Raw genomic sequence first — 15,773 nt, 5'->3', positions numbered from 1 at the left:
AAACGCTTATGTTCGATGATCTGGATTACAACCAACCGTACGCGTCGGCCCGCTCGCCGGTGATGGGCAACAATATGGTCGCCTGCTCTCAACCATTGGCCGCTCAGGCCGGGCTGGACATGCTGCGCCGTGGCGGCAATGCGGTCGACGCCGCCATCGCAGCGGCCATGGTGCTGACTGTGGTAGAGCCCACCGGCTGCGGCATCGGCAGCGATGCCTTTGCCATCGTCTGGGACGGCAGCAAGCTGCAAGGCTTGAACGCTTCCGGCCGCGCGCCACAGGCCTGGACACCGGAATACTTCGAAGGCCAGAGCCAGATGCCGCAACGCGGCTGGCCTGCGGTCAGCGTGCCGGGGGCAGTGTCGGCCTGGGTGGAGCTTTCGGCACGCTACGGCAAACTGCCCTTCGCGACCCTGGCCGAACCGGCGATCGGCTACGCCCGCGATGGCTATCAGGTCACACCGATTATCGCCGAGCTGTGGAAACGCGGCTCGCACCTGCTCAAGGATCAACCGGGCTTTGCCGAATGCTTCATGCCGGGTGGCAAAGCCCCCTTGGCCGGAGAAAAAATCCAGCTCAAGGACCACGCCCGCACGCTGGAACTGATCGCCCGGACCAAAGGCGAAGCATTCTATCGCGGCGAACTGGCACAGGCGATTATCGCCCATGCCAACGCCAATGGCAGCGTGATGAGTCTCGACGATCTGGCGACGCACACCGTGGACTGGATCGATACGCTGTCGGTGCCATACGCGGGCGCTGTGGTTCACGAGCTCCCACCAAATGGCCAAGGCATTGCTACTCTTGCCGGCCTGACCATGCTTGAAGCGCTGGGCGTCGGCGAGCACCCGGTGGACAGCCTTGAGACGGTTCACCCGGTGCTGGAGGCGATGAAAATGGCCCTCGCCGACCTCGACGAACATGTGGCCGATAGCGAGCACATGCGCGTCCCTTCAGAGGATTTACTGAGTAAGGCCTACCTGATGGAGCGCGCGGGACTGGTCACTGATCAGGCCGCCAATCCCGGGCATGGCTCGCCAAAACCGGGTGGCACGGTGTACCTGTCAGCGGCGGATGAAAGCGGCATGATGATCTCGTTCATCCAGTCCAACTACATGGGCTTCGGCTCGGGCGTCGTTGTACCCGGCACCGGCATCAGCATGCAGAACCGTGGCGCAGGCTTCTCGCTGGACCCGCAGCACGTCAATTACGTTGCGCCGCGCAAACGCCCGTTCCACACCATCATCCCTGGCTTTGTCATGAACTCAGACGGCACACCGCTTATGGCATTCGGGTTGATGGGCGGCCCGATGCAGGCGCAGGGCCACTTGCAGATGATGATGCGCATCCTGCGCTATAAGCAAAACCCGCAAGCCGCTGCCGATGCGCCGCGCTGGAGGATCGAAACCGGCTTGAAAGTCGCGGTGGAGCGTGCGTTTGACCCTGATGTGGTCAGCGCACTGCGTGCAAAGGGTCACGACATCGATGTCGAAGAGCCGAGCGGCGTATTTGCCTTTGGCGGTGCGCAGATTATCCAGCGCACGGCGCATGGCTATGTGGGCGGGACCGATCCAAGGAAGGATGGAATTGTCGCGGCTTATTGACCAAAAGTAGCGGCTCGGCCAGCGCAGCAGGGCATTGACTGTTTCAATCGGCTTCGCTGGCCTCGCCTCGCCACTCAAAAGATCGGACCTTTCCAGCGCACAGGCGTCCAAGCTTGAGATTGCCACTCATCTGACGCCCTACAGCGTTTCAACCCAGGAAAAGCCATGACCTTTTTGATCTTCCTTCTAGCCTGCAGCGCCGCCGCAGCAACCGGCATCATCTTCAAGCCAGGAGCCTGGTACGAATCCCTTCAGAAACCGAGCTTCACCCCGCCAAACTGGGCATTTCCGGTAGCGTGGACCGTGATCTACCTGCTCCTCGCCTGGGCAGGGTATCGCCTGACGCTGCTCCCCGGCAGCCAGATCGTGCTTGCCCTGTGGGCTGCTCAGATTGCACTGAACACGTTGTGGACACCAGTATTTTTTGGTGCGAACCGCATTGTCGCTGCGATGGTGATTCTTGCTTTGCTGTGGATTGTTGTCGCCACAATGATCGTAATGGCCTTGCAGCTGGACATCATTACTGGGCTGATTTTGTTTCCCTATCTGGTGTGGCTCTCGGTGGCAGCGGCGCTGAACTTTTCCATTCTGCGCCACAACAGATAACCGTCCCGGCTTTGCCGTCTACTGGCTCTGCGGCGAAACCGCTACAGCGCGTAAAGGCGGCAATGCTCAAGGTAGCCCTGCTCGTGACTACCGACCAGTTGAACGACGCTCGACCATAGCCAGGAGGGAGCGTCCAGGGTATCGGATCGATTGGTTTGCAGGTCCCTGATCCACGCCGCACGTGTGGCCAGATCCATCTGTCTGGCGTGGGCTTTACCCACAACTTTGGCGAGATACGCTGCGGCCTGCATGGCCTCCTGCTCAGTGAGCTCATCAAGTTCCAACTTCATGTCCTGAGGAAGTAGCTCACGAATGAAGAACGAATGATCCAGCATTCGCACGGCAACCATTCGGCTACCCAGACCGGGCGACAGGTTCCGGGCGCCCTCCACTACCCGTTTGCCATTGTCTCTGGGCATGCGCGCCCTCGCAGTACGTGGGGCCGCCGCGGCGACGGCTTCCTTGACGTCGAGCAGGCAGAACTCTTCATCTTCTTCATCGCCAACACCCATCAGCACCGCGTAGCGAAGCAGCCCCAGAGAGCTGCAGCCTTTTACCCAGTAGGCGGAGTCGAGTAAACGCACTCGGTCATCCTGGGACCTGCCTTTTAGCGATGTCACCAACGCATGAATCTCCGGCGTCTCACAAAGCGCCTTGATTGCATCGCGTTCCGCACGTGACAGCTGCCAGAAATGTTTGCCCAGCGGAATGGTCGGTTGCGTACCTTCGAAACGCTCCTTTGCCAGATGCTTCCATGTGCGTTGTACCGCGCTACGCATCCCCGCTTTCACTTGCGCAGGACGATCCGGCTCTTCATCGTCGTTGCCAATAAAAGCCTCTTCGTAGCCCTGCATCATCTCTTCCAGCATTCTTGCCGTGGTCACTCCGGGTAGATCCGAGCCACGAGCAGCTGTCGCCAACGACAGCCCCAGCCTCACCAGGTCATGGGCCGGATTACCGATGACGGCTTGATCGAGGTCGCGGATATGCATGTCGATGCGGCCGTTCGAATCCCCAGTGGGCCCCAGATTGCCGGCATGGCAGTCTCCGCAGATCCAGACCGGCGGACCGCTGGGCAGACGCCTGCCCGACTGACTGTGAAGCCACTCATAGAACTGCTCGGTATTGCCTCGAACGAACGCGTGCGCAGACCGCGCCATTTTCAGGTTGCGCAGGTTGATGAGGGATTTGAGGCGTGTGTCGGGACGAGGCGTTTTCATCGGAAAACCTTGAAGAGGGTTATTCCATTGACTCGACATGTGACACGAATGTTTCAAGATATTTCACATCTGATCGCTGTTTGTCTTCAGCGTTTAAGCCAGACTCAAATTACCTCAAGCGCTTTGCCCCCGTAAACTGGCGAGGTCAACCCGTAGAAAGAACAAGAACAAGGTATGCAGCATGTATTCCCGGTCCAGACAATCAGACCGGAAATACACCTGCACGAGCCCGTTAAAGCTTGAACTGCGCAACCATGGTGTTGAACGAAGTCGCCAGCCGTGACAGTTCCTGACTGGATGCGCTCGTCTGATTGGCGCCTGCTGCCGACTGCGCGCTGAGCTCCTGAATGTTGACCAGGTTGCGATCCACTTCGCGTGCGACCTGGGCCTGTTCTTCGGACGCCGAGGCAATCACCATGTTGCGCTCGTTGATGGTGCCTACGCCGCTGGTGATTTTTTCCAGGGCGCTGCCGGCACGCTGAGCGAGTTCCTGGGTGTTGGTGGCCGTCGCCAGGCTTTTGCTCATTGCAGCGACCGCACCGTCGGCACCGGACTGCACGGTGCCGATCATGCCTTCGATTTCCACCGTAGAAGCCTGGGTGCGGTGTGCAAGGGCGCGCACTTCGTCGGCTACCACGGCAAACCCTCTGCCTTGTTCACCGGCGCGTGCAGCCTCGATGGCGGCGTTGAGTGCAAGCAGGTTGGTCTGTTCCGCAATGCTGCGGATGACCTCAAGCACTTTACTGATATCCCGGACGTGGCCAGCGAGCGTTGTGACAGACCCCGTCGATTCGGTAATCTCGCTCACCATCGTGCCGATGCCCTTGACGGTGTCATCGACCTGACCACGGCCGCTGGCTGCGTCGGTTGCCAGTGCTTTCGATTCCTCCGAGGTAGACACTGCATTGCGGGCTACCTCTTCGACAGCAGCCGTCATTTCGTTGACCGCCGTTGCTGCCTGTTGAATCTCGTCATTTTGTCGAGTAAGACCGCGTGTGCTTTCTTCAGTGACCGCGCCGAGCTCTTCGGCAGCGGACGCAAGCTGGTCGGACGCGCTGGAAATCTCTTGAATCGTCCGTTTCAAATTGCCCTGCATCGTGCCGATCGCATTGAGCAGGTGCCCTGCTTCATCACCTCGGGTGCTGGAAACGCTCTGGGTCAAGTCACCCGATGCAATACGTTGTGCAACGTCGATAGCGCTTCTCAGTGGCCCTGTAATCATGCGAGTGATCAGAATACCCAACATGATCGCCACCACAAACGCGATGACAATACCCGCCGTCAACATGAATACCGAGTTGCTTTGCAGCCTGTCAGCGGCCTCTGCACCTTCTTTGATCTGGCGCTTGTTGGAGTCGATCATGATCTGCAGGTAGCCGCGAGCCTTATTGAACTCCCCGTCCGCCAGCGCGTTTAGACGATTGCGCGCGTCTTCCAGTTTGCCCGCCTGCTGCAGGTCAAAGATGTTCTGGGAAGCAGAGATGTAGGCTGGCATCAAGGCGTCGTACTGGTCACCCGCTGCGCGTTCATCGTCCTCCAATGGCGTGGCGCGGTAGACGGCATAGACTTTCTGCGCACGCTCCAACTCGGCATTGATACTTTGACGCATTTTATCCGCCGTGGCCTTGTCCTTGGCATCAAGCAAACGGTAAAGCCCACGGTTATGAGTGGTCAGGGCGGTCATCGTCTCGTTGGTGTTGGCCACTGAAACCAGGTTATTCGAGAAGGTCAGCTCAAGGGCGTCGGAAAGCCGGTTTATACCGAGCATACCCAACCCACCCACAGCCAAGGTGATCATGGCGCAAACGATGAACGCGGCCATGAGTTTTTTAGCGAAACTGGTGCGATTTATCAGGTTCATTGATTATCCATCATCGTTAAGTAAGGGGGCACTTCTGTCCGAGAGCCCTACTGCACTAGAGGCAAGTAGTTGAACGCAGGTTTTGCGCACTTTTGCGATAAGCGATTTTTCGGACTACAGAAGTAGTCATCCAATTTCTGTGCCAGAGCAGGACCTGATTTTTCTCTGCATCCTGACTTTTCGCGATCCCTGTCGTTATCGGCATGAACCGGATTTTATGAATAGACACTGTGGTGTTACTGGATAAAAAGAGGGTGACTAGATGAAAAACGGGCACCGCTACGCAGGGTTTTCCAAGTAGAACCCAGGTAGGAAAACGTGTCGGCGTGCCAGGTATTACCGGGCGTTAGCCCGAGTCACCGAGCCTGCGACGATAGCGGATTACACTGTTTTATCGAGGTCTGCGAAACCATTTTTTTAGTGTCTCGTGGCCATCATCGATATAAGTAAAAATAACGGGCACTCCCAACAGGCTTAGTACGGTCGAGGCCGATAGCCCGCCAATGACGACCACCGCCAATCGACGGTCAGCGCCGCCTTGCGATCACCCGCGCGACACGACACCTTTTTCCGCCTTTGGGCTTGGGTATGCGCCTGCATAGGCCCTTCACCTTCACGTCATCCGTAAAACCGTTGCCGCCAGCTTCGATTACATTTGCAGGCGCGCCCATTACTTGCGCGCATAAAAAAACCCGCCGAAGCGGGTTGTTTTTTCCATCAATACCATTCCGACATCCTGTCGGTAGCCATCCCGGCAATGGTGATCATCCGTGACCTGTGAAGCGCTTCCTGCGCTTGCAGTTGATGGGTGTAGATTGCTCCTTCGCCGTGGCGCCGTACAGAGTGGATCCACTCCAGATCGTGTAAGCCTTTTGCCATTTTCCGGATGATCCTGTGCCCTGCCCTCAGTTGCGCTCAAACTCGATCAATACCTTTCCTATACACTTTGCCGCAGCAAAATAAGCATAGGCTTGGGGGGCATCAGCGAATTTGAACGTCCTGGCAACAACGGTTTCAATCCCATTTGCCTCGATTGCGCGTATGAGGTCGACAAACATCGCGCGGCTACCATTGGCAATGCCCCTGATGGTTACATTTTTCAGGATGAGGGACAGGTAATCGGGAATCGGAGAGTGCTTCCCCGGGGTCACACCAATGACCGCGATACGTCCGTTGACGGCAGCGGCAGCGATTGATTGCCCCAGGGTGTCCTGGCCTCCGGTTTCGAGGATGACGTCCGCACCGGTGTTATTGGTGAGCGCCATGACTTGCGCAGCCCAGTCAGGGTGTGTTCGGTAATTGATGGTAATGTCCGCGCCCAGCTGGCGGGCGATGTCCAGTTTTTCGTCACTTGACGAGGTAATTGCCACGCGCGCGCCGTGGAGCCTCGCAAGCTTCAAAGCGGCCAGCGCCACCCCGCCGGTTCCGAGACAAAGTACCAGCTCGCCCGGTTTGACTTTGCACACCTCCATCAGCGCGTTCCAGGCTGTCAGGCCCGCAGATGCGAGCGCGGCAACGTCTTTGTCCGCCAGCCAGCCGTCGTGGGTTACGCCGACTTCATGGGCAAACACATCGATTCTGAATGGGCCTTCCAGCCAGTCCGGGAAGTGACCGCAGATAACCCGGTCACCCACTTTGACCTGACTGACGCCCTCGCCTACAGCGATGACCTCGCCCCTGGACGAACGATGTCCGCAAGCCCTTAGCCCTGAAACGCTCTGTGTTGTCCGCAGCGCAGACGGCTGCTACTTCAAACGCCAAATCCCCTCCACCCGATGCGCCAGACCGCGCTCGCCGAGCGACTCGATGTACTTCTTCATGCCTTTCTCACCGCGCTTTTGCAGCAACCGGGTGGTGCGCGGCAACAGGTTGGGGAACAGCATAGCCAGACTGGATGCCAAGGATTCGCTCGGTTTCGGTGTCCGTTCCAGGCAAGGCTTGTCGAGCATGAGTAACACCTGACGTGCGACGTCGTCCGGCGATTGTGGCGGTGCTATGAACTGTAGAGCGTTGCCGCCTTCGATCGCTTCCTTGCGCAGCATTTGGGTGTCTGTCGCGGTTGGCAGGATGGAACCGACCTTGATGCCCTTCTCGGCCAGATCCAGTCCGATCGAGAGCATTGCGCCGCGCAGGCCGAACTTGCTGGCGCAGTAGATCGGTGATTCGGGCGTGGGAAATACGCCCCCCAATGAAACAGTGGATATGATCCGGGCGTCGTTCGAGCGCTTGAGCAATGGAATGGCCAGACGAGTCAGGATCAGCGGTGCGACGAGATTGATGTTGAGCTCTCGACTGATGCTTTCCACCGAGCGTGTATCAAACGCTTCGACTACTGCAATGGCTGCATTGTTGATCAACACGTCAAGTCGGCCAAACTCTGACTCTATGTAGGTCATCAAGCCTGCCAGGCTTTCCTGGTCGGTCAGATCAACTACATAGGGAAAAGCATCTTCGCCGAGGCTTTCCGCCAACACGCGCAGCTGCTTTTCGTCGATGTCTGCCAGTATCAGTTGCATGCCCCTGCGGATCAGCTGGGCGCAGATCGCCTGGCCAATGCCGCCGGCCGCGCCGGTAATCAGGACCACCGTTTTCATAAGCACGTCTCCTGAATGGCGACCTTCTGTTGCAGTGGCGCAGGAATATAGCCAGTGCCTTTACGCAGGCTTTTGTAATAACCCTCTTCGACCGCAGGCCAGCCTTGGCTGTGAAACAGCTTGCGCAGGTATTTCTTGAGCGCATGCGCCTCCAGGTACACCTCGTGGCGTTGGGATTTGACGAACTTGATTCCCCCGGAAAGATCCGGGTCGTCCGTAGCAATCAACTGATCGAAATGACTGGCCTGGGTTTTCTGATGCAATTGGTCACGCAAGTAACAAGCGACAGCATGCGCCTCGCTATCAAACAGCTTATAGGCGCTCGAGTTCGTCTCGACGTACCCGATGCCGAACAAGTTGTGATGCTCACGGCTGAAAATAGACAGGTACAACCGGGGCCGACCGCCCTGCCACTCGAAATACTTCGCGGCATAGGGGCAGCTCCATTTATACCCGGTGGCATACAGCACCAGATCGAGTGGCTCACGCGTGCCGTCTTTGAACACCACGTGCTGACCCTCGTAGTGGGACACGTCCGGCTTTACCTGAATATCGCCGTGCTGCAGGTAGTGCAGCAACTGGGTATTGAGCAACGGGTGGCTCTCAAAGAGCTTGTGGTCCGGCCTGGGCAAGCCAAAGCGCCGGGTATCACCATTTATGACCCGTAAAATGGTCTGGAAAACCGGGCGCGCCAGCCACATCGGCAGTTGCGGTCCCTTTTCACCGAACTCATCAACCGGCATCCCGAACAGGTGCTTGGGAATGAGGTGGTAGCCGCGACGCATGCTGATAAAGGCTTTATCTGCATATTTGGCCGCATCGCAGGCAATATCGGCGCCGGAGTTACCCGCACCGATGACCATCACCCGCTTGCCCTTGAATTCGTCGGCGTTCTTGTACGTTACCGAGTGCCGAACGGTGCCCTCAAACTGACCTTTCACTTCAGGCATGTTAGGGTCCCAGTTACAGCCGGTGGCACACACTACCGCGCGATAGCGGCGTCGTTCACCGCTGGCCAGCGTGACTAGCCAGCGTCCATCCTGTTCTTTTTCAACGTCTTTGACTGCGGTGTTGAAACGGATCCTGTCGTACAGATCGAACGCCATCGCAAAAGAGCGAACGTACTCGAAAATCTGTCGATTGCTCGGGTAATCGGGAAAGTGCGCGGGCATGGGATAGTCGATAAACCCTGACTGATCGCGAGAGGAGATAAAGTGCGCCGATTGGTACATTGGGGTTCCGGGGTTATTGATATCCCATACGCCTCCCACTTCGCCGTGTCGCTCGAACTGCTCGTAATCGAGGCCCTGACGCTTGAGCGCCCTCGCCATACACAGCCCGCCCGGGCCGCTTCCGATAATGCACACCGCGTCGGCGCAATCGTGGATCTTGTTGTTCTCGTGGCTCACTTTGTATTCCTCGGGTTCAACAGCGAGAACCCTAAGTTAGCCAAGGAGGCGCGGAGCATGCAGGGGGCCAATGGACGTAAAAGGGGGTGGTAACGGACTTGTTCGGCTGGCGGGTCGGATCAATGATTAATTTAACGATTCGAGGGGTGTTTCGGCTGTTTTTTCAGGCATGCTGTGATTCGATAAAACCTGTCTGTAAAAGGTCCGGATCAACATGAAGCTCATTGCTGACCCACTGTTCTCTGAAGCCTCGGCTCCGCCGCAGGTATCGCGCATGCTCCTGCAGTACGCGACCGAACGTGGCGTCGATGCCGAGTGGCTATGCCGTGGCCTGGGTTTTGCTCCTGATGACCTGAAAAAGCCCGGCTATCTTCTGTCGCATCGGCAAAGCAACCTGCTGGTACGCCGAACAATCACGGTGCTGGGTGATGACGGCTTGGGTCTGTCGGTCGGCGAGCGCCAGACAGCAGTGTCATGGGGCATTGTCGGGCTGGGTATGCAGGCCAGTGCCACGCTGGGTGAGGCGCTGGACCTGGCCATTCGTTATCAGAAGCATGCCGGTGCCCTGCTCCGCCATCGAATGGAGCTTCATGAAGGTCGCTGCCTGACCTACATGGTGCCGCAGTTCTTTGACCCTGACGTGATCAGTTTTTATCTGGAAGAGGCATTCGCCAGCGCGATGGCCATCGCGCGGCATCTGACTGGGCATCATGACATGCTCCCCAGCCGCATCGAGCTTGAATATCCAGAGCCTGCGCACCGGCAACGATACAGCGAAATATTCCGCTGCCCGGTGGTATTTGCCGGTGCTCACAATCTGATCGAATTCGATGCCCTGTGGCTGGACATTCCATTGTTGACGCGCGATGACTTCGTGGCTGCAGAAGTGGCAGAGTTGCTGGACAGTGCAAACTGGGAAGATAAAGGCACGTCAGATCTTGTCGAAACCGTTCAACGGGAAATACGCAAGCGTCTCTGCGCTCCGCCGTCACTCAATGACCTTGCGCAACAGCTCAATATCGGCGAACGCACCTTAAGGCGTCGTCTTGACGAGGCGGGACAGTCCTATCAGGGCGTCATCGACTCGCTACGCAGGGCCCGAGCATTGTCACTCCTGAGTCACCGTGAAACGAAATTGATCGACGTGGCGACTGAAACCGGCTTCAGCGATATTCGTGATTTCCGTCGGGCGTTCAAACGCTGGACCGGGGTAACACCCCGCGAAGCCAGATACGAAATTCAACAATTTCGAAAAGACATCCAGGGCCTGTCAACCTCCTGAGTTTTTGCGTACTCGCAAGAACATACGTGATCATCAAACGTCCGCTGCCGCCCCCTTTTGTGTCCGCTCAACCCCTGATCGTTCTGTGACCGGTTGTTTATCGTAGCTCTCTGCTCTCCATAAATAATCAAACAAGAGATGGGCCGTGATGACAGAACGAGTGCTTGTTACCGGGGGTGGCGGTTTTGTGGCCTGCCACTTGATTCAGCAACTGCTTGCCAGCGGCAATGTCGTCAATACCACCGTGCGCAACCTCACCAACAGGGCAAAAGTGCTTCCTCTGCTGACGTTGCAAAAGCAACATCCAGGCAAACTTTACCTGTTCGAAGCAGATCTTCTTGTAGACGGCGCGTTTGATGCGTCCATGCACGACTGCACGGTCGTCCATCATGTGGCGTCGCCCTTTCTGCTGCCTGAAAAAATAAAGGACGGCCGCCGGGAAATGCTTGAGCCTGCACTGCTGGGCACCCGGAACGTTCTGAGCAGTGTCGATAAAACGCCCAGCGTCCTTCGTGTCGTCCCGACCTCCACCGTCGGGGCAATCTTTGGCGATTACATTGACGTTTTGCACATGAAGAACAAGACCCTTACCGAAGACTATTTCAATACCAGCAGCACGCTTGAAACCAACCCCTATCACTACGCCAAGGTCGAGGCCGAAAAAGAAGCATGGCGGATCTGCGAGAAGCAGACTCGCTGGAGCCTGGTCACTATCAATCCGGGCATGATCCTCGGCCCTTCTCTTACGCCGGCCTCGGACTCCGGAAGCCTGTTTCTTCTGGATGAGATGTTCCGCGGTTACTTCTTCTATGGCATGCCCGACCTGAGTCTGACTACCGTGGACGTCAGGGATGTAGCGGCAGCTCATATCATCGCAGCGAACAAGGTTGACGCTCAGGGGCGCTATATCCTTGCTGAACAACATATGATTTCTTTCGTGGAGATAGCTGGCATTGTGCGCCGTTTGCATCGACGCCCCTGGTTATTGCCGCGTTACCGCATTCCCGACGCTATTGTCAGGTTGATTGGTCCCTTCTTCGGGCTCACTCAGGATTATCTGAGCAAGCACCTCGGCATTCGCTTCGTGGTGGATAACCAGCGCAGCCTGAATGATCTGGGCATCAAATATCGATCCATCACGGAAACGCTGACAGATCATTACCGTTGCTGGGATATGCAGCGTCAGCTCAACAGCCAGGCGAATGAGAAGCTTCGGTCGTGACATTCAAGTTGCTTCATTTCCCGTAACGGAATGGAACGTGCATAGACCTCGCCTATCAGGTTTCACCCGAGGTCTCCCCATGCGCCATCTCGATACCGATTGCCTTGCTGCTTTTGTTGCTGTCATCGATTGCGGCGGGTTCACCACTGCCGGTGAGCGTATCGGCAAGACCCAGGCAGCTGTCAGCTTGATGCTGGGCCGGCTGGAATCCCGGGTCGGGCGCAAGCTGTTGGAGCGGTCTCGCCGTGGCGTTACGCTGACGGAGCATGGTGAACGGCTGATCGGCTACGCCAGGCGTATCCAGATGCTCGAAGACGAGGCGCTTGCCGCGCTCGATTGCGGGCAGGAAGCCACTCGCGTTCGTATAGGCATGCCGGATGACTATCTTGAGTCGCTGGGCTGCGAGCTCATGCAGGCATTCACCCTGCGCCATCCGCATCTGCAGGTAGAAATCATCTGTGATTTTTCTTCTCGCCTCGAGTCCATGATTACCGAAGGTAGCATCGACCTGGCGATCATCACCCGCTCCGGCACCAAGGTGCAGGGTGAGTTACTTAGGTGCGAACCGATGTTGTGGTGCGCAGCGCCGGGGCATTTTCCCGAGCAACAGAAAGTTTTACCGTTGTCGTTATTTACCGAAAGCTGCCGGGCGCGTCCGCAGATCATTGAGGCGCTGGATCTATTGGGCACGCCTTGGCGGGTGGTCAGTTCTTCATCTCATCTGCCGGGCGTCATGCATTCGGTTCGACTGGGCACCTCGGTGACGGTATTGCCCGCTTCAGTTGTTCCATCTGGCTGGCGCATCCTGAAATCCGAGCAGTTGCCCCGGCTGCCAAGCATCGAACTGGAGCTGCTGGTGCCTGAACATGCCCTGTTGAATACCCGCCGCCTGGCGCATTTCGTCCGTGATTGCTTTCAGGCCAAAAGCCGTTCTGAAAGCGAGTCTCAAAGCGAAGCGATGGCAGCCTTGTAACCTTCAAGCACCGCTTGCAGCGCTTTTTCCTGATGCGCAAAGGTCAGATAGGTTCGGCCAAAGGCAAACGGCATGCTCATGACCCGTTCACGGCGTAGCGCTTTGTGCAGCGCGAGTGTCCACGCGCTGTCAGCCACATGCGCCGCATCGGCGTAGGTTCTGGGTGGCGTCGCCGAGGGCCATAACGTGAACACTGACCCGTAACCCGTACTGCTCACGGCCATGCCTTTGCTGGCAAAGGCTGCGACCAGTTGGGCGCGCAGCTGATCACCGCGTGTCAGCAGTGCGGCATAGTTGGCGGTCGCCAGTTGCTTGAGGGTCGCCAGTACTGCAGCGCACGCTGGCGGCGCTCCACTGTAGGTGCCGGCGCGTACGATTTTTCCCTGCTCGAAAAGACGCATGTATTCGGGTTTGCCAACCAGAGCGGCGACCGGAATACCACTGCCGATCGCCTTGCCGACCGTGGCAAGATCAGGCTCGGCACCCAGCATCGTGCCGGTCAGCCCTGGACACAGGCGCAACCCCATCAACACTTCATCCAGGATAACCAGTGCGCCATTGCGGTGAGCCAGATCGCTGAGGTGCTTTAAATAGCCCGGCGCAGGCTCGATGCAGCCTGCGTTGGCCAACACGGGTTCCACCACCAGGGCTGCGATGTCGCTGTAATCGCGAAACAGTTGTTCGGCATCCTCAAAATCGTTGTAGCGCAACAGCAGCATGCCATCACGTTCAGGCCGGGTTGTGCCGCTCATCAAGGCCGAGGCCTGCCCCGCATTGCCAAAGGCTACCGAGTCGTACCAGCCGTCATAGCCGGCAGCGAACTTTACAATGCGCTGGCGACCCGTTGCCACGCGCGCGGTGCGGCAGGCCAGGTGCACGGCTTCGCTGCCGGTGTTGAGGAAGATCACCTGGCTGAGATCGCCGGTGAATGTCGCCAATGCGGCAGCAGCGGCCTCCTCGTCCCCGTGGGCAAAGGAAGGCATCGGGCCGTTGAGCATTGCTGCACTGGCCGCTGCCATGACCTCCATCTGAGCATGGCCCAGCATGGTTGCACCAAAACCCATTGCGGTATCCACGTAGCGCACACCCTTGCTGTCCCACAGCCATGGCCCATTGGAGCGTGCGACATTGAAAGCCTGGCCGTCGATTTCGGGCAAAGCGCGGCCGCCGCTGGAAATTCCACCGATCAAATGTTTCATCTTTATTCTCAGGAAATGGGAGGTATCAATAGCCCATGACGCGGGGCAACCATTGGGTCAGATTCGGGAAAAACACGAGCAAGGCGATGGCAAACGCGGTGGCGATCCAGAACGGTATCAATCGTCGTGATACGGCACCGATATCAATACGTCCTACGTTGCACACCACAAAGATGTTGGTGCCGATAGGCGGAGTGAAAAGTCCCCAACCCAGGGTCATGGTGAAGATAAGGCCGATCTGATAGGGCTCGAAGCCCGCAGCCTTGGCCACGGGGACCAGAATCGGCGCCAGAATGATCATTGCCGGGCCAAGGTCCAGCCAGAAACCGACCACTTTGAGTACCAGAATCACCAGCAATATGGTGACCAGCGGGCCGGTATGCAGGCCGACAATCCAGGTGGCCACTGTATGGGGCACCAGTTCGAAGGTCAGGATCCAGCCAAACGGCATGGCCACAGCCATGATGATCATTACCGAGCCGGTGGTGGTCACCGCTTCGGTCACGGCCGGGAATAGATCGCGCCAGCCCAGTTGTCGATAGACAATGGTGCCGACGAACAGCGCATAGAGTACTGACAGCGACGCCGCTTCAGTGGCCGTGGCAAAGCCGGTAACTATCGACCCGAGCACCATGAACGGCATCAGCAACGCAGGCAGCGCGCCACCGGTGTCCCGTAGGAACAGGCCCCAGTCCATCTTGCCTTCAGCTTTTGGAAAGCCCTCGCGAACCCCGACTATGTAAGCGGTCATCATGAAGACTGCGGCGAGCATCAGGCCAGGGATAACGCCGGCCATGAACAGACCACCGATAGACGTGTTGGTCAACACGCCGAACATGATCAGGATGACGCTCGGCGGTACGATAATGCCCAGCGTTCCAGAGGCTGCTGTAACAGCAGCGGCGAAGGCACGTGGGTAGCCACGCGCCTCCATCACCGGAATCATGACCTTGGCAACGGTGCCAGTATCGGCGGTGGCTGATCCGGTCAGACCGCCATAGACGAACGCAGTGGCGACATTCACCAGCCCCAGTCCGCCGCGCAAACGCCCGAAGCAGTGCTCTGCAACACGCATGATGCGCAGCGTCAGACCGCCACGGTTCATCAGCTCTCCGGCCAGCAGAAACAACGGTATCGAGGCCAGGGTCGACGAGTCGGCACCGCGCAGCGTTTGCTGGGCAATCCAGGCCAGCGGCATGTGCAGATCACCCCACAGCAGGGCCGCGATACTGCCACCGGCCATCGCCCAGACAACTGGCAGGCCAGCCATCAGCAAACAGAAAAACGCCAGAAAAAGGATCAGCACGGTCATGGGCGTACTCCGTTGCGAATCAGGCGTGTCAGACGAACCACAGCCAGTAGCGCAAGCATCGCGGCGGCGCTGATCAACGCCAGTGAACTCAGCCCGGCGGGCCAGCGCAGCACTGGGGTTGGCATCCAGCCGGTGCGTGAAATGAACGCAACACCGCTGCTCAGCAGCCAGGCGCTGATACCCAGCAGGGCCACACTGGCAAAGGCATCCAGGGCCTTTTGCAAAGACCTTGGCAGCATGCCCACCAGGCCCTGGAATCGCACGTTTTCGTGCCTGACTTCAGCGATCACGGCGCCAATAAATGTCACCCAGATAAACCCGATCGTGGCGATCTCGAACGACCATTCGAAGCCATGCAGATTCAGGTAACGCGAGAAAACGCCTGCCAGAATGGACAGAAAGGTCACGGCGAACATCAGCGAGCCGAATACAGCAAGGCAGCGTTCAGCCAGGCTGCTGGGTGGTTGGTCAGGATGCGGGCTGATAGACAT

General features: G+C 57.8%; 12 protein-coding genes and 2 pseudogenes. 5 read left to right on the top strand and 9 right to left on the bottom strand.

Annotation, left to right across the window (positions count from 1 at the left end; all coding sequences use genetic code 11):
• The first annotated feature begins 8 nt into the window (after positions 1 to 8).
• Positions 9 to 1,604 (top strand): gamma-glutamyltransferase family protein, encoded by a 1,596-nt coding sequence (locus RYB66_RS13265; RefSeq protein WP_016981819.1) that lies wholly within the window; start codon positions 9 to 11, stop codon positions 1,602 to 1,604.
• 165 nt (positions 1,605 to 1,769) lie between these two features.
• Positions 1,770 to 2,210: a tryptophan-rich sensory protein TspO gene (gene tspO, locus RYB66_RS13260; protein WP_005777309.1), complete on the top strand. Its 441-nt coding sequence runs from the start codon at positions 1,770 to 1,772 to the stop codon at positions 2,208 to 2,210.
• Between the two features lie 41 nt (positions 2,211 to 2,251).
• Here tspO and RYB66_RS13255 read toward each other — a convergent pair whose 3' ends face one another.
• The 6 genes and pseudogenes from RYB66_RS13255 to RYB66_RS13235 all read right to left on the bottom strand — a co-directional run bounded on the left by RYB66_RS13255 (position 2,252) and on the right by RYB66_RS13235 (position 9,252).
• On the bottom strand, positions 2,252 to 3,430 hold the full coding sequence (locus RYB66_RS13255; RefSeq protein WP_057404310.1) for a DUF2252 domain-containing protein: 1,179 nt from the start codon (positions 3,428 to 3,430) through the stop codon (positions 2,252 to 2,254).
• Between the two features lie 232 nt (positions 3,431 to 3,662).
• Positions 3,663 to 4,241, bottom strand: a pseudogene (locus RYB66_RS26600) (methyl-accepting chemotaxis protein); the annotation flags it as partial.
• Between the two features lie 279 nt (positions 4,242 to 4,520).
• Positions 4,521 to 5,291 (bottom strand): annotated as a pseudogene (locus tag RYB66_RS26595) (MCP four helix bundle domain-containing protein); the annotation flags it as partial.
• A gap of 905 nt (positions 5,292 to 6,196) precedes the next feature.
• Positions 6,197 to 6,925: an NAD(P)-dependent alcohol dehydrogenase gene (locus RYB66_RS13245; RefSeq protein ID WP_316894581.1), complete on the bottom strand. Its 729-nt coding sequence runs from the start codon at positions 6,923 to 6,925 to the stop codon at positions 6,197 to 6,199.
• Positions 6,926 to 7,036: 111 nt separating this feature from the next.
• Entirely contained in the window at positions 7,037 to 7,885 is an 849-nt protein-coding gene (locus tag RYB66_RS13240; protein ID WP_057424143.1) for an SDR family oxidoreductase, read from the bottom strand.
• Positions 7,882 to 9,252, bottom strand: coding sequence for a flavin-containing monooxygenase (locus RYB66_RS13235; RefSeq protein ID WP_050547697.1), 1,371 nt, complete (start codon positions 9,250 to 9,252; stop codon positions 7,882 to 7,884). Before RYB66_RS13235 ends, RYB66_RS13240 begins: the two co-directional genes overlap by 4 nt.
• 256 nt (positions 9,253 to 9,508) lie before the next feature.
• Here RYB66_RS13235 and RYB66_RS13230 point away from each other — a divergent pair, with 256 nt between their 5' ends.
• The 3 genes from RYB66_RS13230 (at position 9,509) to RYB66_RS13220 (ending at position 12,771) form a co-directional block, all read left to right on the top strand.
• On the top strand, positions 9,509 to 10,576 hold the full coding sequence (locus RYB66_RS13230; RefSeq protein WP_016980512.1) for an AraC family transcriptional regulator: 1,068 nt from the start codon (positions 9,509 to 9,511) through the stop codon (positions 10,574 to 10,576).
• A gap of 148 nt (positions 10,577 to 10,724) precedes the next feature.
• Positions 10,725 to 11,798, top strand: a complete 1,074-nt coding sequence (locus RYB66_RS13225; RefSeq protein WP_016980511.1) for an NAD-dependent epimerase/dehydratase family protein — start codon at positions 10,725 to 10,727, stop codon at positions 11,796 to 11,798.
• Positions 11,799 to 11,877: 79 nt separating this feature from the next.
• Positions 11,878 to 12,771, top strand: a complete 894-nt coding sequence (locus RYB66_RS13220; RefSeq protein ID WP_016980510.1) for a LysR substrate-binding domain-containing protein — start codon at positions 11,878 to 11,880, stop codon at positions 12,769 to 12,771.
• Here RYB66_RS13220 and RYB66_RS13215 read toward each other — a convergent pair.
• From RYB66_RS13215 to RYB66_RS13205, 3 genes are read right to left on the bottom strand one after another with little or no spacing between them, the layout of a single operon-like run.
• Entirely contained in the window at positions 12,744 to 13,970 is a 1,227-nt protein-coding gene (locus RYB66_RS13215) for an aminotransferase class III-fold pyridoxal phosphate-dependent enzyme (protein ID WP_005777325.1), read from the bottom strand. The two genes, RYB66_RS13220 and RYB66_RS13215, sit on opposite strands and share 28 nt — an antisense overlap.
• Before the next feature lie 25 nt (positions 13,971 to 13,995).
• Positions 13,996 to 15,282, bottom strand: coding sequence for a TRAP transporter large permease (locus RYB66_RS13210; protein ID WP_004665402.1), 1,287 nt, complete (start codon positions 15,280 to 15,282; stop codon positions 13,996 to 13,998).
• Entirely contained in the window at positions 15,279 to 15,773 is a 495-nt protein-coding gene (locus RYB66_RS13205; RefSeq protein WP_005777328.1) for a TRAP transporter small permease, read from the bottom strand. The genes RYB66_RS13210 and RYB66_RS13205 overlap by 4 nt, the downstream gene beginning before the upstream one ends.

This window comes from Pseudomonas syringae group sp. 243L2 (genome assembly GCF_032587875.1).
Taxonomy (GTDB): Bacteria; Pseudomonadota; Gammaproteobacteria; order Pseudomonadales; family Pseudomonadaceae; genus Aquipseudomonas; species Aquipseudomonas amygdali.
This window is presented reverse-complemented; position numbering and strand designations above follow the sequence as displayed.